The following is a 23,272-nucleotide window of genomic DNA, read 5'->3' on the forward strand; positions in this document are numbered from 1 at the left end:
TCACGGCCGGGCTTTGAGCAGGCGCTCGAAGAGCGCCACGTGCTGGCCGACGACCTGATCGGGCTCGAAGCGGGCGGCGGTCCGGCGCCCGGCCTCGGCGATCTTGCGGCGCAGTTCGGGGTCGCTCATGAGACGCGCGAGGGCCTCGCCCAGCTCGGCGGGGTTCTTCGGCTTGACGAGCAGGCCGTTGACCTCGTTCTCGATGATCTCCAGCGGGCCGTGCTTGACGGCGGCGCAGACCACCGGGAGCCCGGCGGCCATCGCCTCGACGATGACGAGCCCGAACGGTTCGAAGCGGGAGGGGATGGCGGCGATGGCGGCCTTGCGCCACTCGCCGTCGAGCGGGGTGACCGGGCCCATGAGCTTGACGCGGGCGCGCAGTCCGTACTCGCCGATGAGCCGCTGGAGCTTCTTGCGGTCGCGGCCGCGGCCGTAGATGTGGACCTTCCATTCGGGGAAGCGGTCGGCGATCTCGCCGAAGGCCTCGACGAGGATGTCGAAGCCCTTCATGCCGGTGAGGCGCCCGGCGGTCATGATGACCGGCTCGGTGAGGTCGGAAGGCTCGTTCGGGTTCTGCGGGATCGAGTTGGGGACGCATTCGACGAGATGGGCGTGTTCGGGCATGGCCTTGCGGTAGATCTCGGCGTCGGCCTCGGTGATGGTGACGATGGCGTCGAACCTGCCGTAGTTGTCCAGGATCCTGCGGCGCACTTCGGGCGGGTAGTTGTCGAGGTACAGGTGTTCCTGGGCGACCTTGACGCAGCCGGGCCTTCCGTACCGGGCGACATAGAGGTTGAGGCTCACCTGGGTGCTGACCAGGACGTCGGTGTCGACGTCGTGGAGGAACCGCTTCACCTTCTTATCGAGGAGCCTCGATGACTCCCCCATGTTGTTCACTTTGTCGGCATCGAGAAACGAAGGAACTCTCTTGTTCACCTTGTCTACAAGCGACAGTGTTTCGCCACCCTGCGAGGCGTTGCGGACGTCCCATAGGTTGACGACTTCGATGCGCGGGTCGATCACGAAGTCGGCGTTGTCCTTGTGGCGCACGCAGGACGCGATGGTGACGTCGTGGCCGAGCTCGACCAGGGCTTCGGCCGTGTTCAAGGTGGTCTTGATGGTGCCGCCGATACCCCAGATGTTCCGAACCAGAAACGTGATGCGCATGAGTTCGTAACCCGCTCTCCAAGAATTGTTGCGTGTTCCACATAAGACGGTCGATGCTCGACATCGAACGCCAACCCACAATTCTCTGACGCGACAGTACACCTCAAGGTTGCCTCCACGCAGAGAAAATCCATCTAGACTCCCTAAATACGCGAAGGGAAAGCCGATCGGTTGCACACCGATCGGCTTCAGGAATGTCGAACGGGCCACACGCTCAGGAGGGCCCGGGCCTCACTCGGTCCTCTTCGCCGCCCGTTTGGCGGTCTTCTTGGCGGCCTTCTTCGCCGTGGTCTTCTTGGCGGCCTTCTTCGCCGTGGTCTTCTTCGCCGTCTTCTTGGCCGCGGTCTTCTTCGCGGCGGTCTTCTTCGCCGCCTTCTTCGCGGCCTTCTTCACGCCGCCGCCCGCGGCGACCTTCTCGCGGCGCTCGGCGAGCAGCTCGGCGGCGCGGTCGACGGTCATCGCCTCGACCGTGTCGGTCCTGCGGATGCTCGCATTCGTCTCCCCGTCGGTGACGTACGGGCCGAAGCGACCGTCCTTGAGGGTGACCTCCTTGCCTGTCACCGGGTCGGGGCCGAGCTCCTTGAGCAGGGTCTGCGCGCGCTGCCTCCCGCGCGTCTTAGGCTGGGCGAGCAGCTTCTCGGCCTCTTCGAGCGTGAGCGTGAACAACTGGTCCTCGCTCTCCAGGGACCGGTAGTCGCGCTTCTTGACGACATAAGGGCCGTGCGGGCCGAGCCCGGTGCGGATCTCCTCGCCCTCGGCGTCCTTGCCGACGAGCCTGGGCAGCGTCAGCAGCTTGACCGCGTCGTCGAGCGTGATCTCCGAGAGCTTCTGGCCGGTCAGCAGCGACGAGGACTTCTCGCCGGAGGTGACGTACGGCCCGTAGCGGCCGCTCTTGGCGTGGACCGGCTCCCCGGTCTCTGGGTGCGTGCCGAGCTCGCCCTCGCCGGAGCCGAGCTCGTACAGCTCCTCGACCTTCTCGGGAGTCAGCTCGTCGGGCGCGAGCGACTCGGGGATCGAGGTGCGCTCGCCGTTCTCCCCCGCCTCGGCCTGCTCGGGCGAGGTGCGCTCCAGATAGGGGCCGTAGCGGCCGACGCGGACGACGACCTTGCGGTTCTGCTCGTCGGTGAACAGCGGGATCGAGTTGACGCCGCGGGCGTCGATCTTGCCCAGCTCCTCCTCCACCAGGCGTTGGAGGCCGCCCGAGGCGGCCACGGTGCCCTGCTTGTCGGCGCCGCCGAAATAGAAGGCGCGCAGGAAGTTCACGCGCTGCTCCTCGCCTCCGGCAACCTGGTCGAGCTCGTCCTCCATCCCGGCGGTGAAGTCGTAGTCGACCAGGCGCGGGAAGTGCTGCTCCATGAGGCCGACGACCGCGAACGCCAGAAACGACGGGATGAGGGCCTGGCCGCGCTTGAACACGTAGCCGCGGTCCTGGATGGTCTGCATGATCGACGCGTACGTCGAGGGCCGGCCGATGCCGCGCTCTTCAAGGGCCTTGACCAGGCTCGCCTCGGTGTAGCGGGCGGGCGGCTGGGTCGTGTGCCCGGAGGCCTCCAGACCCCGCTCGTTCAGGTGCTGGCGCTCGGCGAGCTCGGGCAGGCGCTTCTCGGCGTCGTCGGCGTCGCCCTCCTCGATGGACTCGACGTAGGCGAGCAGGAAGCCCGGGTTGGTGATGGTCTTGCCGGAGGCGCCGAAGTCGGCCTCCTCCCCCGCGGGGGTCGTGGCGCGGGCGCGGACCGACGTGGAGTTGCCGGTGGCGTCGACCATCTGGCAGGCGAGCGTGCGCCGCCAGATGAGTTCGTAGAGGCGGTGCTCCTCCGCGGTGAGCTGGCCCTTGAGCTGATCGGGGGTCTTGAAGCGGTCCCCGGCGGGGCGGATCGCCTCGTGAGCCTCCTGGGCGTTCTTGACCTTGCGCGCGTAGCGCCTGGCCTCGGCGGGCACGTACTGGCTGCCGTACAGCTGCGCGGCCTGGTCGCGGGCGGCGCGGACGGCGGTCTCCGAAAGGTTCGTCGAGTCGGTCCGCATATAAGTGATGTGGCCGTTTTCATACAGTCGCTGGGCGACGCGCATGACCTGCGCGCTGGAGAGCCGGAGCTTGCGGCCGGCCTCCTGCTGGAGCGTCGAGGTGATGAACGGCGCGTACGGGCGGCGGCGGTAGGGCTTCTTGTCGACCTTGAGGACGGTGAAGTCGCGGCCGGACAGGCGCTCGGCCAGGCCGCGGGCGCCGGCCTCGTCGAGGTGAACGACATTGCCCTTGACCTTGCCGGTGGCCGCGTCGAAGTCCTTGCCTCCGGCGATCCGGTCACCGTCGACGGCGACGAGCACGGCCTTGAAGACCTGCTCGTCGTCGGTGGCGAGGCGGGCGGCGACGTCCCAGTAGTCGGCGGTGCGGAAGGCCATGCGGGCCCGTTCGCGCTCGACGACGACCCTGGTGGCCACTGACTGGACGCGCCCGGCCGACAGGCGCGGCATGACCTTCTTCCACAGCACCGGGCTGACCTCGTAGCCGTAGAGGCGGTCGAGGATGCGGCGGGCCTCCTGGGCGTCGACGAGGTCCTGGTTGAGCTCGCGCGGGTTGGCGACGGCCTCGGCGATGGCCTCCGGAGTGATCTCGTGGAAGACCATGCGCTTGACCGGGATCTTCGGCTTGAGCGCCTCCAGCAGGTGCCAGGCGATGGCCTCCCCTTCGCGGTCCTCATCGGTGGCGAGGTAGAGCTCGTCGGCCTCGGCCAGGTAGCCCTTCAGCTTCTTGACGTGGGCTTGGCGGTCGGGGTTGACGATGTACAGCGGCGTGAAGTCGTTGTCGACGTCGACGCCGAGGCGCGACCACGGCTTGTCCTTGTACTTCTTCGGGATCTCCTTGGCGCTGCGGGGCAGGTCGCGGATGTGCCCGAGCGAGGAGTCGACGATGTAGCCGGGGCCGAGATAGGAGGAGATCGTCTTGGCCTTCGCCGGGGACTCGACGATGACCAGGCGCTTGAGGTCGGCCACTGCTCCCACCAATTCACTCGGATTCGCTGAAAAATACGCACTCGATTCGTTACCGTAGCTCACGCTTCGAGGCCCCGTCCCCTGAGTATGGCGGTGCCCCGGCCGCACTGGCCGGGGCACGCGCTGGGTTCGACCCGGATCCGCTAGCCGACCTTCACGGCGTCACGGTCCTCCGGGACCCTGTCTTCCCCCGCTTCCACCACCGCCGAGCGGCGCTTGGAGATGACGATCGCGGTGACGAGGACGAGCACCGCGACGCCCGCTACGATCCACCGCAGCGGGCCCGAGGCGTCGTCGCCGACCGTCGCGACCACGACCGCCGGGGCGATGATGAGGGCGACGAGGTTCATGACCTTGAGCAGCGGGTTGATGGCGGGGCCGGCGGTGTCCTTGAACGGGTCGCCGACCGTGTCGCCGATGACGGCCGCGGCGTGGGCCTCCGAGCCCTTGCCGCCGTGGGCGCCGTCCTCGATGTCCTTCTTCGCGTTGTCCCAGGCGCCGCCCGAGTTCGCCAGCATGATCGCCATGAGCACCCCGCAGGAGATCGCCCCGGCGAGGTAGGCGGCGAGCGGGCCGACGCCGAGTCCGAAGCCGACCGCGATGGGCGCGGTGATGGCGAGCAGGCCCGGCGTCGCCAGCTCGCGCTGGGCGTCGCGGGTGCAGATGTCGACCACGCGGCCGTATTCGGGGCGCTGCTCGCCGGTCATGATGCCGGGGAAGCGCGCGAACTGGTCGCGGACCTCCTGGACGACCGCGCCCGCGGAGCGGGCCACGGCGTTGATCGCCAGACCGGAGAACAGGAACACGACACTGGCGCCGATGATGAAGCCGACGATGTTCGCCGGGTCGGCGATGCTCAACCGCTCGAACAGCGCGGCGCCCGCCAGTCCTTCGGAGGCCACCGCGTCGGTGTAGGCGCCGAACAGCGCGGTCGCGGCCAGCACGGCCGTGGCGATCGCGATGCCCTTGGTGATGGCCTTCGTGGTGTTGCCGACCGCGTCGAGGTCGGTGAGCGTCTGAGCCGCGTCACCGTCGACGTCGCCGCTCATCTCCGCGATGCCCTGCGCGTTGTCGCTGATCGGTCCGAAGGTGTCCATCGCGACGATGACGCCGACGGTGGTCAAGAGGCCGCAGCCGGCGAGCGCGACGGCGAACAGGCTCACCAGCAGCACGCCGCCGCCGAGCAGGTAGGCGCCGTAGACCGCCGCGGCGATGAGCAGCGCCGAGAACACGGCGGACTCCAGGCCGAGCGAGAAGCCCGACAGGATGTTCGTGGCCGCACCGGTGCGGGTCGAGGCGGAGACGTTCCTCGTGGGCTTGTACCGGGTGTCGGTGTAGTAGCCGGTGAGCGTCATGATGGCCGCGGCGAGCGCGATGCCGATGACGACGGCGATGATGGCCAGCGCCTGCGGGTTGACGGGAATGCCGGAGGCGTCGATGTCCGTGCCGAGCTCGGCCCAGGTGGCCGGGACGTAGGCGAGCACGGCGACGGCCGTGAGCATCGCGCTGATAGCCGCCGATACGTAGAACGCCCGGTTGATCGCGGTGAGTCCGGAGGCGTCGGAGGCGCGCATGCGGGTGATGACCACGCCGATGAGGGCGCAGACGATGCCGACGGAGGCGACCAGCAGCGGCAGGACCAGGCCGGTCTCGCCGAAGGCGGCGCGGCCGAGGATGAGGCTCGCCACGAGGACGACGGCGTAGGACTCGAACAGGTCGGCGGCCATGCCGGCGCAGTCGCCCACGTTGTCGCCGACGTTGTCGGCGATCGTGGCGGCGTTGCGGGGGTCGTCTTCGGGGATGCCCTTTTCGACCTTTCCGACCAGGTCGGCGCCGACGTCGGCGGCCTTGGTGAAGATGCCGCCGCCGACGCGCATGAACATCGCCAGCAGTGCGGCGCCGAAGCCGAAGCCCTCCAGGACGATCGGCGCGTCGGAGCTGTAGACGAGGACTACGACCGAGGCGCCGAGCAGGCCCAGGCCGACGGTGAGGAAGCCGACCACGCCGCCGGTGCGGAACGCCAGGTGCATCGCTCCGGTGGCCTTGCCTTCGCGGGCTGCCGCGGCGACGCGGACGTTCGCGCGGGTCGCCAGGCCCATGCCGGCCCAGCCGATGAAGGCGCTGAACCCGGCGCCGACCACGAAGAACAGGCTCCGGCCGATCTTGACGTCGGTGCCCGCGTCGCCGACCGGCAGCAGGAACAGCAGCACCACGGCGGCGATCACGAAGAGCCCGAGCGTGCGGAATTGGCGGCGCAGGTAGGCCGAGGCCCCCTCTTGGACGGCACCGGCGATCTCGCGCATCTTGTCGGTGCCGGTGCCCGCTCCCAAAATGCTCTTGACCAGCGCGGCGGCGGAGCCCAGCGCTATCAGCGCGAGCACGGCGGCCACGACCACGAGACTCACATTGGAGCTCGTGAGTGGGCCTACGCTCTCGTCGCCATTGGCGAGCAACGTATGCATGTTGTTCCTCCATAGGAATGGCCGCGCGACTCACGCGCGTGCGGATTCAATGAGGCCGCCTGCGACGGGTCGCGGCGGCACTCGGGTGTGCACCTGTCGGTGCGATTGGCATAACGTGCGGAGTGTAACGATGTGAGCTCTTTACGAGTGGGTTCGGTCACTGCGCGGGGTCGTTCCGGTTCCGGGGCGCGACCCAGGGTCAGTGCTCTGTGGACTGGGATCCGCCGGGGAGCGGCCAGCTCATGGAGACGGTGGTGCCCTTCTCGAGGTCGGGACCGGTCACTACCAGGTCTTCCACCAGACCGCCGAGGACTATGAGGGTGATCTCCTCGGAGAGGGTGTCCTCTTCGAGCACGTCTTGATCATTCGGGCGCGTACCGCTCTGATAATGCGAGGCGGCGAGGCGGCTGTCGGATTGCGCGCGCAGATCGCGCGCATTGTCAGTGATTTTCGCAACAAAACGATCACCGATCGAAAACTCTACGCGCACGAGATCGTCGATCTCGCTGTCTCGGTGCCTGAGGACCGCTCGGGTGCACGCCTCGCCGACGGCCTGGCGCACCTCGTCGAGCAGGCCGGTCGCGACCCCCGCGTGGGAGGCGACGTCGGCGGCCACGAGACGGGCGGCACGGACGTACGCTGCGGCGGGCGTGAACGCGAACCGCACCGTCACCGGTTCCGAGCGGGGGTCGTGTCTTGCGGCGTTCACTCGCTGGGCACCGCTTCCCGGACATCGAGAACCTTGTCCAGGCCGGTCAGGTCGAGAAGCTTCCGGATGCGGGGGTTCGAGCAGACCACCACCAGCGCCCCGCCCGCGTCGCTGAGTCGGCGCCGGGCACCGATGAGCACACCGAGGCCGGTCGAGTCGCAGAACTCGGTGGGCGTCAAGTCGATCGCGACGCGCATGCGGCCTTCGGCGGCGAGCTGCCGCACAGCCTCACGTAGCTGCGGCGCCGTGTACATGTCGATCTCGCCGGTCACGGAGATCACCGCGTAGGCACCGACCGTGGACAGGCTCAGTCCCAGTTCAGGCTCGGGCGCTCCGTCGCTGGATGTTCCCCTCACGCGCACTCCCCAAGGCTTCGATGTGTCCTAGCGCATAAGCGTACTGGTTCAGGTGTCGGTGCGTGCCGGGAGCACAGCTGTGGGTGTCAGGCCACTGCGGCATCATTGATCCCGTGCCATCGGACCAGCTCATCAGCGCGCTCAGCGCCGACACGGAGGGAATGCGCCATCTGCGACGCGTCCCGCCGCGCCGGTCGGCGCACACCGACTGGCCCGAATGGGTGCCTGAAGAGGTGCGACGGGCCCTGGCGGACAACGGCATCGTGCAGCTGTGGCCGCACCAGGCCGAGGCCGCGACCCGCGCCTACGAGGGCGGCGACGTCGTCGTCGCGACGGGCACCGCCTCGGGCAAGAGCCTCGCGTACCTCCTCCCGGTGCTCACCGAGGCGGCGAACGGGAGCGAGGGCCGGAGCCTCTACCTGGCGCCGACGAAGGCGCTCGCGGCCGATCAGGCGCGCGCCGTCGGCGAATTCGACGCGCCCGGGCTGATCCCGGCGATCGTGGACGGCGACACGCCGTACGAGCACCGCCGATGGGCGCAGCGGTTCGCCAACCTGGTCTTCTCCAACCCCGACCTCGTCCACCACTCGATACTGCCGAGGCACCGGTTCTGGCGGTCGTTCCTGTCCAACCTGAAGTACGTCGTCGTCGACGAGTGCCACATCTACCGGGGCGTGTTCGGCGCCCACGTGGCGCTGACGCTGCGGCGCCTCCTGCGACTCGCCGAGCACTACGGCTCCTCGCCGACCGTCATCGCCGCATCGGCGACGGCCGCCGACCCGGCCGCGTCCCTGTCGACCCTCACAGGACGGCCCGCCGCGCAGGTCACCGTCGACGCATCGCCCTCGCCGGGGGCGAGCATCGCCCTGTGGGAACCGGAGACGTACGAGATCGAAGGCGAACCCCAGAAGGCCTCCACGCTGAGCGAGACCGCGCGGATGCTCGCGCAGCTCACCCGGCGCGGCATCCGGACACTCGCGTTCGTGCCGTCGAGGCGCGGCGCTGAGATCGTCGCGGCCGAGGCGAGATCGCGGCTCGGCGCCGACCCGAAGGCGGACCGGATCGCCGCCTACCGGGCCGGATACCTGCGCGAGCACCGCCGGGACCTCGAAGCCGACCTGCGCGAAGGCAGACTGCTCGGCGTCGCGACGACCAACGCCCTCGAACTCGGCATCGACGTGACCGGGCTCGACGCGGTGATCCTGTGCGGATACCCGGGCAGGCTCGCCTCCTTCTGGCAGCAGGTCGGGCGCGCCGGGAGGGGCGAGACGGAGGCACTGGCGATCATGCTCGCCAAGGACGACCCGCTCGACACATACCTCGTCCACCATCCGGAGGCGATCTTCGACAAGCCGGTCGAGGCGAGCGTTTGCGACCCGTCGAACCCGTACGTCTTGGCCGGGCACCTGTGCCTGGCCGCGGAGGAGCTGCCGCTGCGGGAGTCCGACCTGGACAAGATCCCGGGCAGCCGCGAGGTCGCCGAGCAGCTGTGCGAGCAGAAGCTCCTGCGCCGCAGGCCGGGAGGCCGCTACTACTGGGTCGGCTCGGAGCGCCCCGAAGTCACCTTGCGCGGCTCGGGCCCGATGGGCGTCGACATCGCCGAGACGTCCACCGGCCGCCTCATCGGGACCGTCGATGCGGCGGCGTCGCACCGGCTGGTCCACCGCGGAGCGCTGTACCTGCACCAAGGAGAGTCCTATGTGGTCGACGAGTTGGACCTGGACGACGGCATCGCACTGGTCCACGCCGCGAAGCCGCCCTGGACGACCAGCGCGCAGGAGATCACGCACCTGGAGATCCTGAGCACGCGCGAGCACCGCGAGATGGGCGAGGTGACCATGTGCCTCGGCGAAGTCGAGGTGACGTCGGCGGTCATCTCATACCAGCGCAGGCGCATACCGGGCGGCGAGGTCATCGACACCCAGGCTTTGGACCTGCCGCCCCAGACGCTGAAGACGGTCGCGGTCTGGTGGACGGTCGCGCCGGAGGCGATGCCCGGCATCTCGGATTTGCCGGGTGCGCTGCACGCGGCGGAACACGCCTCGATCGGACTCCTGCCGCTCATAGCGACCTGCGACAGGTGGGACATCGGGGGGCTGTCGACCGCGGCGCATCCGGACACGGAGCTGCCGACGGTCTTCGTCTACGACGGCCACCCGGGAGGCGCGGGCTTCGCCGAGCAGGCGTTCCGCAAGTGGACGGACTGGCTGGGCGCGACGAAGGGTGCGATCGAGGCCTGCGAGTGCAAGGCGGGATGCCCGAGCTGCATCCAGTCCCCGAAGTGCGGCAACGGCAACGAGCCGTTGGACAAGACCGGAAGCGTCCGGATCCTGGACCTGGTCCTGGCGGCCGACGACGGCGAGCCCCCGGTCGTGCTCCATGCCGCAACCCCCGTACCGGCGGCAACGGAAGCAGACGAAGACCTCTGGCCGGGCGACTTCTGACCATTGGTACTTCTCACGTTGCCTTGAGTCAGTCATTTCCCTATCTGAAGCGTCGGCAACGCCTTCGTCCGTTCAGCCTTCGATGCGGTCGAGACGGGCCGACAGGTGGGGGCTCAGCGGCTTGCCTTCGGCGGCCATCTCCACGGCGTACATCAAGGCCCCCTCCACGATGCCGTAGAGGCGCTTCGAAGCGGTCACCTCCTTGGCCTGCGGGCTGCGCACCACCGCGTCGGTCGCGATCTCGATCTTGGGGCCGTCCACATGGCCGTAGTACAGGTCGAGGATGCCCGTCGGGTGCGCCAGCATCGCCTCGACTTCGGGGCGCTTGGGGTCCTCGCCCCCCACGACGCGCCACCAGCCCGACTCCTGCGCGGCGGGCCGCACCGGCTTCCCCTCATCGTCGATGATCCACGAGCGGGCCTCGTAGCGCAGGAACGGCCGCCCGTCGTGGGTGAAGCTCACCTCTTGGGCGTACATGAAGTCCTCTGTGCCCGGGTAGCCGCCCTGGCCCCTCCCCCGCCAGCGCCCCACCAGAGGCAGCAGCGGCAGCAGGTCGTCGTGCAGGTTCGGACCGCTGCGAAGGTCGGCGGTCTCCTCGAACGGGTAGGCCTCGACCTTCTCGTAGGTCGAGGCGAACTCCGCGGGTGTCTCGCGCTCGCTCATTTGTTCCTCCCCGTTCGGATCGTCCAGTAGCCGAATACGCCCGCCAACGCGCCGGATGCGATGACGAGCACGGCGGTCAATGCCGTGTCCACGGCCCTTACTTTACGGCCGTCACTCGCCGTTTCGATTCCGCGATGGCAAGATGTTGACCATGGATACACCTGGACCCTTCGACTCGTGGCTCTCGGACATGGACGGCGTGCTCGTCCACGAGGGGGTTCCCGTCCCGGGGGCCAACAAGCTCATCGAGAAGCTGCAGACGGCGGGGAAGCGGTTCCTCGTGCTCACCAACAACTCGATCTACACCCCGCGCGACCTCCATGTGCGGCTGAAGAACTCGGGACTGACCGTTCCCGAGGGATCGATCTACACCTCAGCGATGGCGACCGCCGACTTCCTGCACTCGCAGCGCCCTGCGGGCTCGGCCTACGTCATCGGCGAGGCGGGGCTCACGACGGCGCTGCACGAGATCGACTACGTGCTGACCGACTACCGGCCGGACTACGTGGTGCTCGGCGAGACCCGCCGCTACGACTTCGGGGCGATCACCACGGCGGTGCGGCTGATCAAGAGCGGGGCGCGGTTCATCGCCACCAACCCGGACGCCACCGGGCCTTCGCTGGAGGGGATCCTTCCGGCTACGGGCGCGGTCGCGGCCATGATCTCGGAGGCGACCGGCTCGGATCCGTACTTCGTGGGCAAGCCGAACCCGCTGATGATGCGCAACGCCTTGCGCCGCATCGATGCCCACTCGGAGTCGACGGTCATGATCGGCGACCGCATGGACACCGACATGCTGTCGGGCCTGGAGGCCGGGCTTGAGACGGTGCTCGTTCTGTCGGGGGTGACTGACAGTATGGAGGAAGTGGAGAAGTACCCCTTCCGGCCGAACCACGTGAAGGATTCGGTCGCGGATCTCATCGACTGGATCGAATGAGGAGCCCCGTCGAGTTAGGAGCGAGCATGCCTCCCGGCAGCACCCCCGTACATTCCGCGGCGAGCGCGCGTGCGGCAGAGGACGAGTGCGTTCCGACGCCGCGCGGCCCGATGACGACGGGCGCCGCCGCGCGGGTCGCCACCGAATCGCCGGTCGGCCCCTCGCAGGCACCGCGTGAGCCGGAGACCAAGCTCACCGGCCTGGAGCAGCGGATCCTGGCGTTCGAGGCGCGCTGGTGGCGCGCCTCGGGCGCGAAGACGCAGGCGATCGCCGACGAGCTCGATCTGACGCCGGAGCGGTACTACCAGTATCTGGCGCGGCTGGTCGACCATCCGGAGGCGGCCGGGGAGCAGCCTGCGGTCATCCGCCGGCTCCGGGCCGCCCGCGATCACCGTAGGCGCGCTCGCTGACCGCGTACCAGACGGCGCCGACGGCGAAGACCGCCAGGCCGCCGACTACGGAGGCGACAGGGAGGCTCGCGGCGACGACGACGCACCCGGCGACGCCGATCCACGGCAGCGGCGCGCGCAGGTCGAGCGTGATCGCCGAGGTGTTGGCGATCGCGTAGTAGACGAGCACGCAGAAGCTGGAGAAGCCGATCGCGCCCGCGAGGTCGAGGGTCGCGACGATGGCGAGCACGACGCTGCTCGCGGCGAGCTCGGCTGCCCAGGGGACGCCGAAGCGCTCGGAGACGGCGGTGAGGCCGCCGGGCAGGCGGCGGTCGCGCGCCATGGCCAGGGCGGTGCGCCCGATCCCCGCAAGGAGGCTCAACAGGACTCCGGCGACGGCGATGCCGGCGCCGATGGCGACGAGCGGTTCGAGGGCCGGGGCGCCGGCGGCCGCGAGGTCTGCCAGGGGCGCCGACGACCCGGTGAGGGTCCCGACGCCGAGGACGCTGATCACGGTGAAGGCCACGACGGCGTAGATCACCAAGGTGACCGCGAGGGCGATCCCGATCGCCCTCGGGATCGTCCATTCAGGACGTTTCACCTCCTCGCCGAGGGTGGCGATGCGGGCGTACCCGGCGAAGGCGAAGAAGATGAAACCTGCGGCGGTGAGCACGCCCCACGGGTCCGCCTCGCCCGGGCTCTGGACGGCGGCGGGCCCGGTGAGTCCGGCGATGACCACGGCGATGAGCACCGCGATGGTGATGCTCGTGAAGCCCGCCGAGGCGACGACGGTCTTCTTGACACCGAGGAGGTTGATGGCGCAGAAGGCGACGACGGCGGCGACACCGAGGGCTCTGGGGTGGTCGGGCATGAGGTAGTGGCCTAGGGTCAGCGCCATGGCGGCGGCCGAGGCGGTCTTGCCGACGAGGAATCCCCAGCCTGCGGCGAATCCGGCCGTTGGGTGGAGCCGCTCGGTGCCGTAGACGTAGGTGCCGCCGGCCTGCGGGTAGATCGCGGCGAGTCGCGCCGAGGAGCGGGCGTTGCAGTAGGCGATGAGTCCGGCGACGGCGAGAGCGGTCAGCAGCGCCGGAGCGGAGCCGGCGGCTTCGGCGGCCGGCCCCCAGACGGAGAAGACGCCCGCGCCGAGCATGGAGGCGAGTCCGATGACGATCGCCGAGGGCAGTCCGAGGTGGCGCTGGAGGGCGTGGGGAGGCCGGTTTTGCGACGGCTGAGCGGGCATGTCCTAAAGATATCGTTTCTCTGGTTCGAGCCAAACGGGCAGTTCCACTGTCTCCCAGCGGACTCGCTTCACAATGCGGATGATGAGGAAACCGATGAACAGTCCCGCGGGGGTGTCGGTGAACCAGTGGAAGCCGAGGTAGGTCGTCGAGAGGGTGACGACGATCGGCGGGACGATCAGGAACAGTCTCCGCTGCCAGGGTTTGAAGTGCGCGCCGACCAGCAGCACGATGAAGCCGTACCAGACGATCGTGTTGAGCACGTGCCCGGACGGGTAGGCTCCGGCCGGCTCAAGAGTGGTGAAGAGCGTCGCCTGCTCAGCCGTGGCGTACGGCGGGTTCTCCACCGTCGGCCAGTGCGGGTAGACCCGGAGCAGGCCGAACTTGAGCAGCAGCACCGAGCCGGCCATGGCATAGGTCGTGAGGAAGGCGATGAGCGGCCGCACCGTGTGCCGGCGCCAGGCGATGATCGCGGCCAGGGCGAGCGCGATGCTGCCGAGAGCGCCGCCCTGGCCGAGCATGTTGGTGTAGATCACGACCTGTTCGGCCCAGTCGGGCCTGTGGGTGTCGGACAGGTCGCGGATCCAGATGTCGAGTTCGACGAGGGGACTGGTCCAGGCCAGCGGGATCGTGCACGCGACCAGCGCGCACACCATGGCCGCCTCGAATCCCCACGAGCGCGGGCGCTTCGGAACGAAGGGCTTCCAGGCGCTCGTGGGGTCTCGAGTATGACGATGGTCTACAACGATCACGGCCGTAAGCCTAGCGATATCGCGGATCGCTGCCAATTCGATACGGCATAGCCGCCCGGAATATACGGACGGCCACTAAGCCGTGGCCGGGAGGTCCGAGCTGATTTCCCGGCCGCGGCCGAGCCCTGTCGGAACTAGAGGTCCGCGACGTCGGCCTGCTTGGCGCGGACGGCCTCGGAGGCGGCCTTGAGGTTCGCCAGTTCCTCGTCGGTCAGGGGGGTCTCGACGACCTCCTTGACGCCCTCGGCGCCGATCTTCGCGTTGACGCCCAGGTAGACGCCCTCGATGCCGTACTGGCCGTCGACCCATGCGCACACGGGCATGACCGCGCCGGAATCCTCGGCGACCGCCTTGGCCATGCGGGCCGCGGCAGCCGACGGGGCGTAGTAGGCCGAGCCGGTCTTGAGCAGCGCGACGATCTCGGCGCCGCCGCCGCGGGTCTTGGCGACGAGCTCCTCGATCTTCTCGGCGGGGAGCAGGTCCGCGAGCGGCTTGCCGTCGACCGAGGACTGGCTCGGCACGGGCACCATGGTGTCGCCGTGGGAGCCGAGGGTCAGGGTCGTGACCGAGCCGACCGGGACGCCGAGCTCGACGGCGACGAAGTTGGTGAAGCGGGCGGTGTCGAGCATGCCGGCCTGGCCGAGGACCCGGTTCTTGGGGAAACCGGACGCGAGCTGGGCGAGCGCGGTCATCTCGTCGAGCGGGTTCGAGACGACGATGATGACGGCCTCAGGGGACTTGGCGACGAGGTTCTCGGTGACGCCGCGGACGATCCTCGCGTTGACCTCCAGCAGGTCCATGCGGCTCATGCCGGGTTTGCGGGGCAGGCCGGCGGTGATCACGATGATGTCGGAGTTCGCGGTCGCCTCGTAGCCGCCTCCCTCGTTGTCGGTGGTGGTGCCGACGACCTTGGTCTCGAAGCCCTCGATGGAGCGGGACTGGTTCATGTCGAGCGCCAGGCCCTCGGGCTTGCCCTCGACGATGTCGGTGAGGACGACCTCGTCGAAGATGTCGAACTCGGCGAGACGCTGAGCGGTGGTGGAGCCGTAGAACCCGGCGCCTACGACCGTGACTTTCTTACCCATGGTGATGCTCCTCTGCATAGGGACTACGGTTTCACGCTATGACTCGGGTCATGGGATGCTCACGCGGCCCCTGGTCGCGTGGCTCACGCCTCCTAAGGGAGGGTGCCGCGTCCCGCCGACTGGACCGTACTTGACAAGTCCTACTAGATTAGTGGACTATTGCCCGAACGCAGGAGACGTAGGGAGTCCCCCAGTGCTGACCATGGCCATGATCTCGAGCCTCGCCGGGTTCGTCGCCCAGCTGGTGAACGGCAGTCTCGGCATGGGCTACGGCACGATCACCATGACGTTCCTGCTGGGACTGGGCATCGCCCCGGCCGTCGCCTCGGCGTCGGTCAACGTCGCCACCGCCGCCTCCGACCTCGTCAGCGGCTTCTCGCACTGGCGGCTCGGCAACGTCCACTGGCCCACCGTGCTCAAGCTCGGCATCCCCGGCGCTGTGGGCGGCTTCGCCGGGGCGTGGGCGCTGGCGTCGCTGACGTCGCTGGACGCCGCCACGCCGGTCACCAGCACCATCCTTATCGGCCTCGGCGTCATCATCGTCTGGCGGTTCGCGAAGGGCCGCAAGTCCCATCACAGCGAGAAGGCCCGCACCGGCTTCGCCGCCCCGACCGGCCTGGTGGCCGGGTTCCTCAACGCCGTGGGCGGCGGCGGGTGGGGCCCGGTGACGATGCCGGTCATGCTCACCACCTCGCGGCTCGCCCCGCACAAGGTCGTCGGCTCGGTCTCGGCGGCCGAGTTCGCCGCCGCGACGGCCGCCGTAGTCGGCTTCTGGCTCGCCCTCCCGAACGGCCTGACCGTGCTGTGGCCGCTGGTCGTCGGCATGGCCGTCGGCGGCATGATCGCCGCCCCGGCAGCCGCCTGGCTGACCCGCAAGATCCCCACGCTCAAGCTCGGCACCACCATCGGCATGCTGGTGATCGCGCTGAACCTCAAGACGTTCCTCGGGAACTTCTCGGTCCCGTGGCAGGTCGTCGCCTTCACGTACCTCGCGCTCGCGGCCGTGTGGGTCGCGGCCCTGGTCGGCCGCCGCACCACCCCGGAGCCGGCCAAGGCCGAGGCCTGACCAGCCCGGGGATTACCGCGCCTCTCCCGCGGGTACCTGCCCTGCTACTGGCGTCTTCCACCGGGGCGGGTGAGGTTCATGGGCGAGCACTTCGACACGGTCGTGATCGGCATGGGGCCGGGCGGGGAGGTCGCCGCCTCCCGCCTGCTGAAGGCGGGCCGACGCGTGGCCGTCGTCGAGCAGGAGCTCATCGGCGGCGAATGCGCCTACTGGGCGTGCATCCCCTCCAAGACGCTGCTGCGGTCCGCCGAGATCAACGAGCACGCGCGGCGAACCCCGGGCGTCAGGTCCGCCCAGGTCGACTGGGCCGAGGCGGCGCAGTGGCGCGACACCATGATCCGCGGCCTCGACGACCGCAAGCAGCGCGAAGACTATGAGCGGCGGGGCGCCGCGGTGCTCCGCGGCAGGGCCCGTATCGCCGGAAGTGGCAGGGTCGTCGTCGGCGACCGGGAGCTCGACTGCGACCACATCGTCGTCGCCACCGGCTCGGAGCCGATGGTCCCGCCGATCGAGGGCCTGGAGGAGGCCGAGGTGTGGACCAACCGCGAGGCCACCTCGACCACCGAGCTCCCCGGCCGGGCGGTGGTCATCGGCGGCGGCCCGGTCGGCTGCGAGATCGCGCAGTACCTGCGCCGATTCGGCGCCGACGTCACCGTCGTCGAACTGGCCGACGCGCTCGTCGCGCGCGAGGACCCGCGCGTCGGCGCCCTCCTCGCACGCGGCCTCGCCGAGGAGGGCGTCAAGATCCACCTCAAGACCGAGATCAAATGTGTCTACCGCGACGGCGACGCACACGTGGTCAGCCTCGACGACGGCACCACCGTCGGCTGCGACGTCGTCATCGCCGCCTCGGGCCGCCGCCCGCGCACCGCCGGGATCGGACTGGAGACCGTCGGGCTGGACGCGACGCCGGGCCACCCGATCGAAGTCGACCGGCACTGCCGGGCCGCCGACGGAGTGTGGGCCGTCGGCGACGTCACCGGTGCCATGCCGTTCACGCACGTCGCCAAGTACCAGGGCCGCGTCGCCGCCGACACGATCCTCGGCAAGCACCGCACCGCGCGCTACGACGGCATCCCGCGGGTGGTGTTCACCGACCCGGAGATCGCCGCGGTCGGGCTGACCGAGGAGCAGGCGCGAGAGCGCGGGGTCAAGACCGTCACGACCGAGATCGACCTCGCCGAGACCCTCGCGCGGCCCTGGACGCTCCAGAAGAAGCCGGGCGGGGCGCTCGGGCTCATCGCCGACGCCGACCGCCGAGTCCTGCTGGGCGCGTGGGCGGTCGCGCCGTTCGCCGCCGAATGGATCCACCAGGCCGCGCTCGGCGTGCGGGCGGCGATCCCCGTCGAGGTGCTGCACGACCAGATCGCCCAGTTCCCGACCTACGCGGAGGGTTTCCAGGTCGCCCTCGCTTCCCTCGACTTCAAGTGAGCGCGGCTCGCGAAATCCCGAATCGGCGGGCGTGCGCGGGCGTAGCGTGAAATCGACGGAGCCGCCGCAGAGGTGATGTGATGAGCGGGAAGCTGACCGAGGCCGAAGCCGAGACCTACCTGATCGAGCGCTGTTTCACCGTCCACCGACCGCGCCGGATCGGCGTGGAGCTCGAATGGCTCGTGCGCCGCGCCGGCGACCGGGCCGCTCCCGTGAGCCGGGAGCTGTCCCGATCCGCCGTCGCCCCGCTGGAAGCGGCCAGTCCGCTGCGCGGCGGCGGCCTGGTCACCAGGGAACCGGGCGGGCAGATCGAACTGAGCTCGCGCCCCGCCGACAGCCTCGGGGCGCTCCTGGCCGACGTCGAGACCGACCTGGCCGTCCTCGCCGGCGCACTCGCCGCCCGCGGCCTGGTCATCGACGGCAACGGCCTCGACTCCTGCCGTGAGTCCCACCGCGTCCTCGACGACCGCCGCTACCGCGCCATGGAGGCCTACTTCAGCGACCAGCCGTCCGGCCGGACCGTGATGTGCTCGACCGCGTCCGTGCAGGTCAACCTCGACGCCGGAACCGAACACGGGATCTTCGGCCACAGGCGGCGCTGGCACCTCGCGCACCGCCTCGGTCCGGTCCTGGTCGCCTCGTTCGCCAACTCCCCCTTGAGGGACGGGCGCCCGACCGGCTGGAAGTCCACTCGGCAGGCCCTGTGGTTCCAGATCGACCCCGGCCGCACCTTCCCCGTCCCCGACGAGCACGACGTGCGGGCCGCGTGGGCCCGATACGCCCTCGACGCGCGGCTGCTGTGCCTCAAGCGCGACGCCGCCGACCACTGGAACGCCCCGCCAGGGCTGACGTTCCGGGCCTGGCTGCGCGGCGAAGGCGGCGAAAGACATCCCACAGTGGACGACCTCGACTACCATCTCGGCACGCTCTTCCCGCCCGTCCGCCCGCGCGGCTGGCTGGAACTGCGCATGATCGACGCCCAGAACGGCGACGACTGGATCGTCCCCGTGGCGCTGTGCGCGGCCCTGTTCGACCACCCGGGAGCCACCGTCACGGCCTGGGAGGCCACCGAGCCGCTCGCCGCCGGGCGCCTCCACCCCCCCTGGGAGACCTGGAGGCTCGCCGCCCGGGAAGGCCTCGACGCCCCCGCCGTCCGCGAAGCCGCGCAGGCCTGCTTCACCGCCGCCGAGAGCGCCCTCGCCCGAAGCGGCGCACCCGCGAAGGCCCAGACCTCGCTGCGCGACTTCGCCTCCCGCTACATCGACCGCGGACGCACCCCTGCCGACGACCAACTCCCCACGCACCAGGAGTTCTCGTCATGACCGACTTCAAGACCCGCGCCGCCGGCTCCCTCGACGCCGCGCGGCGCCGCACCCGCGCCCTCACCGACTGCCTCGACGACGCCGAGCTGCTCGCGCAGCACTCGCCGCTGATGTCCCCGCTGGTGTGGGACCTGGCGCACGTCGGCAACGTCGAGGAGGTCCACCTCGTGCGCCGACTCGGCCACCGGCCCGCGATCCGGCCGGACCTGGACGAGGTCTACGACGCCTTCGAGCACCCGAGGGCCGAGCGGCCCGCCCTGCCACTGCTGTCGCCCACCGAGGCCAGGGACTACATCGACACCGTCCGCGCCCAGGCCTTCGACGTGCTCGACTCGCTGGAGGGCGACGCCGAGGAGCGCCGGACGGTCCTGTTCCTCGCCCAGCACGAGCACCAGCACGGCGAGACCATGCTCGCCACCCACCAGCTCCGCGAGGGCGAAGCCGTCCTGACCGCGCCCCGCCCACAGGCGTCCGCCCCGCCCGGACCGCCCGTCGAAGTCCTCGTCGAACACGGAGCCTTCATGATGGGCGCCGCCACCGACGAATGGGCCCTCGACAACGAGCGCCCGGCGCACGTCGTCGACATCCCGGCGTTCTGGATCGACACCTCACCGGTCACCGCCGCCGAATACGGGCGGTTCATCGACGACGGCGGCTACGAGGACCAGCGCTGGTGGACCGCCGAAGGTCGCAAGCACCGGACGGAGGCGCGGCTCGAAGCACCCCTGTTCTGGCGCAAGGAAGGCGGCCTGTGGGCCCGGCGCCGCTTCGGGCGCACCGAGCCCGTGCCCGGCGACCAGCCGGTGATGCACGTCAGCTGGTACGAGGCCGACGCCTACGCCCGCTGGGCCGGGCGGCGGCTGCCGACAGAAGCCGAATGGGAGAAGGCCGCCCGATGGGACCGGTCGGCCGGACTCACGCGGCGCAACCCCTGGGGTGAGGAGGACGCCGACACCGACCACGCGGGGCTGGGGCGACACCTGGAACCGGCGCCGTCGGGCTCGTTCCCGGCAGGGGAGTCGCCGTGCGGGGCCCGGCAGATGATCGGCGACGTCTGGGAGTGGACCTCGAGCGACTTCGACGGCTACCCCGGTTTCCGCCCGTACCCGGGCCCCGACTACTCGGAGGTGTTCTTCGACGGGCGGTACAAGGTGCTTCGGGGCGGCTCGTTCGGCACCCACCCCGACAACGCCCGCGCCACCTTCCGCAACTGGGACTTCCCGGTCCGGCGCCAGATCTTCGCCGGATTCCGCACCGCGCGAGACGCCGGCTGATGTGCCGCCACCTGGCCTACCTGGGCCCGCCGCGAACGCTCGCCGAGCTGCTCACCGACCCGCCGCACGGCCTGTGCGAGCAGTCGTTCGAACCGCGTTGCCAGGAGCACGGCCGCGTGAACGCCGACGGCTTCGGCTTCGGCTGGTGGGACGGCGACGAGGGCCCGTACCGGTACCGGCGCGCCGTCCCGATCTGGTCCGACGCGAACCTGGCGGAACTGGCCCCTCGCGTCCGCAGCGGCGCAGCGCTTGGCACGGTCAGGGACGCGACCACCGGGTCCGTCCTCGACGAGGCCTCGGTCGCACCGTTCCGGAGCGGCCGGTACCTGTTCAGCCACAACGGAGTCGTCCCGAACTGGCGACTGCTGCCGGAGGACGTCGACACGAGCCTGAGCGGCTCGGAGCTCCTGGACCTGGAATCGCTGAGCGACTCGGCGCTGCTGTGGGCGATGATCGTCGCGCGGATCCATGACGGGCAGCGTGTGGACAAGGCTGTGGAGACCGTGATCGCCCTGGTCGCGACCGTACGGCCGCAGGCGCGGCTGAACCTCCTCGTCATGGACTCGGGCGAGATCGTCGCGACGCGCCTGGGCGATAGTCTGATGTGCCGCCGAGGCGACGGCTGGATCCGCATCGCCTCGGAGCCCAGCGACGACGACGAGGGGTGGCGAGAGGTCCCGCAACGGCATCTGGTCCGGGCGACGGCGACGACCGTCGAGGTGCGGGCGCTGGCGCTCGCCGACGAACTAGGGACATAGGAGGCGGGAGTGAAGGACCGAATCAGCGTCGAGGATCTGCTGAGCGCCGACCACTTCGAGCGGGAGCTCCGCGCCGACGTGGTGAAGGGTTTCGGCTCGGCCCAGAAGTCGCTGCCGCCCAAGTGGTTCTACGACGACGAGGGCAGCCTGCTGTTCGAGCGGATCACCGGGCTGCCGGAGTACTACCCGTCCAGGGCCGAACGGGAGATCCTCGGCGACCGGGCGGCCCGGATCGCCGAGACGGGCGCGCGGAGCCTGATCGAGCTCGGCTCGGGCTCCTCGGAGAAGACAAGGATCCTGCTCGACGCCCTGCACCCCGAGGTGTACGTCCCGGTCGACGTGAGCCGCGGCGCTCTGGAAGCGGCGGCCCGCGGACTGAGCAGCGCCTACCCGGGCCTCGCGGTCCGAGCCGTGGTCGGCGACTTCCAGCACGACCTGCGCCTCCCCCGCTTCCAGGCTCCTCGCCTGCTGGCGTTCCTCGGCGGCACGATCGGGAATCTGCTTCCGGAGCAGCGCGAGCGGTTCCTCTCCGACGTTCGTGGGTTGCTGGAGCCCGGGGACGCGCTGCTGGTGGGCGCCGACCTGGTCAAGGACGTGCCGACGCTCGTGGCCGCCTACGACGACGCGGAGGGGGTGACCGCGGCCTTCAACAAGAACGTCCTCAAGGTGCTGAACCGGCGGCTCCGCGCCGACTTCGACCCCGAGGACTTCGAACACGTCGCCCGCTGGGACGAGGACGGCGAGCGGATCGAGATGCGGCTGCGGGCGGTCCGCGAGGTGACCGCCGAGTTCGCCGAGCTCGGTCTCGCCGTGAGATTCGAGAAGGGCGAAGAGCTGCTGACCGAGACCTCGGCGAAGTTCCGTCCCGACGGCCTGCGAGGCGAGCTCGTGCGCGCCGGCTTCGAACCGCGGCACTGGTGGACCGATGCCGGGGCGCGCTACGGGCTCTGCCTCGCGGCCGTACCGCCTTCCTAGAAGGCCTTGCCTCTGAGCAGCTCGCGGGCCATGACGATCCGTTGGATCTGGTTGGTGCCCTCGTAGATCTGGGTGATCTTGGCGTCGCGCATCATGCGTTCGACCGGGAAGTCCTTGGTGTAGCCGTAGCCGCCGAGGACCTGGACCATGTCGGTGGTGATCTCCATGGCCGCGTCGGAGGCGAAGCACTTGGCGGCCGCGCCGATGTACGTCAGGTCGGCGTCGCCGCGCTCGGACTTGGCCGCGGCGGCGTAGGTGAGCTCGCGTGCGGCGCTGATCTTCATGGCGGCGTCGGCCAGCATGAACTGCACGCCTTGGAACCCGGCGATCGGCTTGCCGAACTGCTCGCGCTCGGCCGCGTAGCCCGCGGCGGCGTCGAGCGCGCCCTGGGCGATGCCGAGGGCCTGGGCGGCGATGGTCACGCGGGTGTGGTCGAGCGTCCGCATGGCCAGGGAGAAGCCCTGGCCCTCCTCACCGACGATCCGGCCGGCCGGGATGCGCACCGAGTCGAAGTAGACCTCGGCGGTGGGCGAGCCCTTGATGCCGAGCTTCTTCTCGGGGGCGCCGAAGGAGACGCCGTGGTCGGCCTTCTCCACGACGAACGCCGATATGCCCCTCGAGCCGGCCTCGGGGTCGGTCACGGCGAAGACCGTGTAGTACTCGCTGACCCCGGCGTTGGTGATCCAGCGTTTGACGCCGTCGAGGACCCACTCGTCACCGTCGCGCACGGCGCGGGTCTTCATCGACGCGGCGTCGGATCCGGCCTCGGGCTCGGACAGGCAGTAGGAGAACATCGCCTCGCCGGAGGCGACCGGCGGCAGGTAGCGCTGCTTGATCTCCTCGGAGGCGTCCAGCAGCAGCGGCAGCGTGCCCAGCTTGTTGACCGCCGGGATCAGCGAGGAGGAGGCGCAGGCGCGGGCGACCTCTTCGATGACGATGGCCGTGCCCAGCGCGTCGATGCCGGCACCGCCGTACTTGACGGGGATGTGGGGCGCGTGGAGGTCGGCGGACCGCAACGCCGCATAGGAGGCCGAGGGGAAGGCGGCATCGGCGTCGGCCTCGGCGGCGTGAGGTGCGACTCCCGCATCGCAAACATCGCGTGTGGCAGTCCGGATTTCGGAGTATTCTGCTGGCAGCTGGTAGGGGCTGAACCCGGTGGACATCGATGGCTCCCGGTCGTTGTTACTCGCGAGTAAGGTAAGTCGAGTCTAACGCATCCTCGGAGAACCCGGTGACACGGAACACCGGGAATTCGA

Annotated in this window: 19 protein-coding genes; 9 read left to right on the top strand and 10 right to left on the bottom strand. The window is 69.9% G+C overall.

From position 1 onward, the window contains the following. The 5 genes from L0U85_RS14800 to L0U85_RS14820 form a co-directional block, all read right to left on the bottom strand. Entirely contained in the window at nucleotides 1-1,167 is a 1,167-nt protein-coding gene (locus L0U85_RS14800; protein WP_241378535.1) for a glycosyltransferase family 4 protein, read from the bottom strand. A gap of 231 nt (nucleotides 1,168-1,398) precedes the next feature. Next, nucleotides 1,399-4,155 carry a type I DNA topoisomerase gene (gene topA, locus L0U85_RS14805; RefSeq protein WP_241378536.1) on the bottom strand — a complete coding sequence of 919 codons (2,757 nt, stop codon included), beginning with the start codon at nucleotides 4,153-4,155 and terminating at the stop codon, nucleotides 1,399-1,401. Between the two features lie 143 nt (nucleotides 4,156-4,298). Further along, complete coding sequence (locus tag L0U85_RS14810; protein ID WP_241378537.1) at nucleotides 4,299-6,617, bottom strand: sodium-translocating pyrophosphatase; 2,319 nt, start codon at nucleotides 6,615-6,617, stop codon at nucleotides 4,299-4,301. A gap of 199 nt (nucleotides 6,618-6,816) precedes the next feature. Further along, a complete protein-coding gene (locus L0U85_RS14815; protein ID WP_241378538.1) occupies nucleotides 6,817-7,326 on the bottom strand; it encodes an ATP-binding protein in 510 nt (169 codons plus the stop codon). Further along, entirely contained in the window at nucleotides 7,323-7,682 is a 360-nt protein-coding gene (locus L0U85_RS14820; protein ID WP_241378539.1) for an STAS domain-containing protein, read from the bottom strand. The genes L0U85_RS14815 and L0U85_RS14820 overlap by 4 nt, the downstream gene beginning before the upstream one ends. A 113-nt stretch (nucleotides 7,683-7,795) precedes the next feature. Between L0U85_RS14820 and L0U85_RS14825 the strand changes: the two genes are divergently transcribed. Further along, nucleotides 7,796-10,126, top strand: a complete 2,331-nt coding sequence (locus L0U85_RS14825; RefSeq protein ID WP_241378540.1) for a DEAD/DEAH box helicase — start codon at nucleotides 7,796-7,798, stop codon at nucleotides 10,124-10,126. 72 nt (nucleotides 10,127-10,198) lie between these two features. On the opposite strand, the gene L0U85_RS14830 is transcribed toward L0U85_RS14825, so the two are convergent. After that, a complete protein-coding gene (locus tag L0U85_RS14830) occupies nucleotides 10,199-10,789 on the bottom strand; it encodes an FABP family protein (RefSeq protein ID WP_241378541.1) in 591 nt (196 codons plus the stop codon). Nucleotides 10,790-10,940: 151 nt separating this feature from the next. Between L0U85_RS14830 and L0U85_RS14835 the strand changes: the two genes are divergently transcribed. Continuing rightward, entirely contained in the window at nucleotides 10,941-11,726 is a 786-nt protein-coding gene (locus L0U85_RS14835; RefSeq protein ID WP_241378542.1) for an HAD-IIA family hydrolase, read from the top strand. A 26-nt stretch (nucleotides 11,727-11,752) separates the two neighbouring features. Further along, nucleotides 11,753-12,136: a DUF3263 domain-containing protein gene (locus L0U85_RS14840; RefSeq protein WP_241378543.1), complete on the top strand. Its 384-nt coding sequence runs from the start codon at nucleotides 11,753-11,755 to the stop codon at nucleotides 12,134-12,136. Here the strand turns inward: L0U85_RS14840 and L0U85_RS14845 are convergent. From L0U85_RS14845 to mdh, 3 genes are all read right to left on the bottom strand, one after another. Further along, a complete protein-coding gene (locus tag L0U85_RS14845; protein WP_241378544.1) occupies nucleotides 12,087-13,355 on the bottom strand; it encodes an APC family permease in 1,269 nt (422 codons plus the stop codon). The two genes, L0U85_RS14840 and L0U85_RS14845, sit on opposite strands and share 50 nt — an antisense overlap. Before the next feature lie 3 nt (nucleotides 13,356-13,358). Then, the gene (locus L0U85_RS14850) at nucleotides 13,359-14,105 is read right to left on the bottom strand and encodes a phosphatase PAP2 family protein (RefSeq protein ID WP_241378545.1); all 747 of its coding nucleotides are present in this window, start codon (nucleotides 14,103-14,105) and stop codon (nucleotides 13,359-13,361) included. Nucleotides 14,106-14,239: 134 nt separating this feature from the next. Further along, nucleotides 14,240-15,190 carry a malate dehydrogenase gene (gene mdh, locus L0U85_RS14855; protein ID WP_241378546.1) on the bottom strand — a complete coding sequence of 317 codons (951 nt, stop codon included), beginning with the start codon at nucleotides 15,188-15,190 and terminating at the stop codon, nucleotides 14,240-14,242. A gap of 202 nt (nucleotides 15,191-15,392) precedes the next feature. Between mdh and L0U85_RS14860 the strand changes: the two genes are divergently transcribed. From L0U85_RS14860 to egtD, 6 genes are all read left to right on the top strand, one after another. Continuing rightward, the gene (locus tag L0U85_RS14860) at nucleotides 15,393-16,256 is read left to right on the top strand and encodes a sulfite exporter TauE/SafE family protein (RefSeq protein ID WP_241378566.1); all 864 of its coding nucleotides are present in this window, start codon (nucleotides 15,393-15,395) and stop codon (nucleotides 16,254-16,256) included. Nucleotides 16,257-16,334: 78 nt separating this feature from the next. Then, the gene (locus L0U85_RS14865; RefSeq protein ID WP_241378547.1) at nucleotides 16,335-17,687 is read left to right on the top strand and encodes an NAD(P)/FAD-dependent oxidoreductase; all 1,353 of its coding nucleotides are present in this window, start codon (nucleotides 16,335-16,337) and stop codon (nucleotides 17,685-17,687) included. 80 nt (nucleotides 17,688-17,767) lie between these two features. After that, the gene (egtA, locus tag L0U85_RS14870; protein ID WP_241378548.1) at nucleotides 17,768-19,009 is read left to right on the top strand and encodes an ergothioneine biosynthesis glutamate--cysteine ligase EgtA; all 1,242 of its coding nucleotides are present in this window, start codon (nucleotides 17,768-17,770) and stop codon (nucleotides 19,007-19,009) included. Beyond that, on the top strand, nucleotides 19,006-20,283 hold the full coding sequence (gene egtB, locus L0U85_RS14875; RefSeq protein WP_241378549.1) for an ergothioneine biosynthesis protein EgtB: 1,278 nt from the start codon (nucleotides 19,006-19,008) through the stop codon (nucleotides 20,281-20,283). Before egtA ends, egtB begins: the two co-directional genes overlap by 4 nt. Further along, nucleotides 20,283-21,041 carry an ergothioneine biosynthesis protein EgtC gene (gene egtC / locus L0U85_RS14880; protein ID WP_241378550.1) on the top strand — a complete coding sequence of 253 codons (759 nt, stop codon included), beginning with the start codon at nucleotides 20,283-20,285 and terminating at the stop codon, nucleotides 21,039-21,041. Before egtB ends, egtC begins: the two co-directional genes overlap by 1 nt. Before the next feature lie 9 nt (nucleotides 21,042-21,050). Then, on the top strand, nucleotides 21,051-22,016 hold the full coding sequence (gene egtD, locus L0U85_RS14885) for an L-histidine N(alpha)-methyltransferase (RefSeq protein WP_241378551.1): 966 nt from the start codon (nucleotides 21,051-21,053) through the stop codon (nucleotides 22,014-22,016). Here the strand turns inward: egtD and L0U85_RS14890 are convergent. Further along, a complete protein-coding gene (locus L0U85_RS14890; RefSeq protein WP_241378552.1) occupies nucleotides 22,013-23,179 on the bottom strand; it encodes an acyl-CoA dehydrogenase family protein in 1,167 nt (388 codons plus the stop codon). The two genes, egtD and L0U85_RS14890, sit on opposite strands and share 4 nt — an antisense overlap. Nucleotides 23,180-23,272 lie beyond the last annotated feature (93 nt).

This window comes from Glycomyces sp. L485, assembly GCF_022548875.1.
Classification (GTDB): domain Bacteria; phylum Actinomycetota; class Actinomycetes; order Mycobacteriales; family Micromonosporaceae; genus Glycomyces.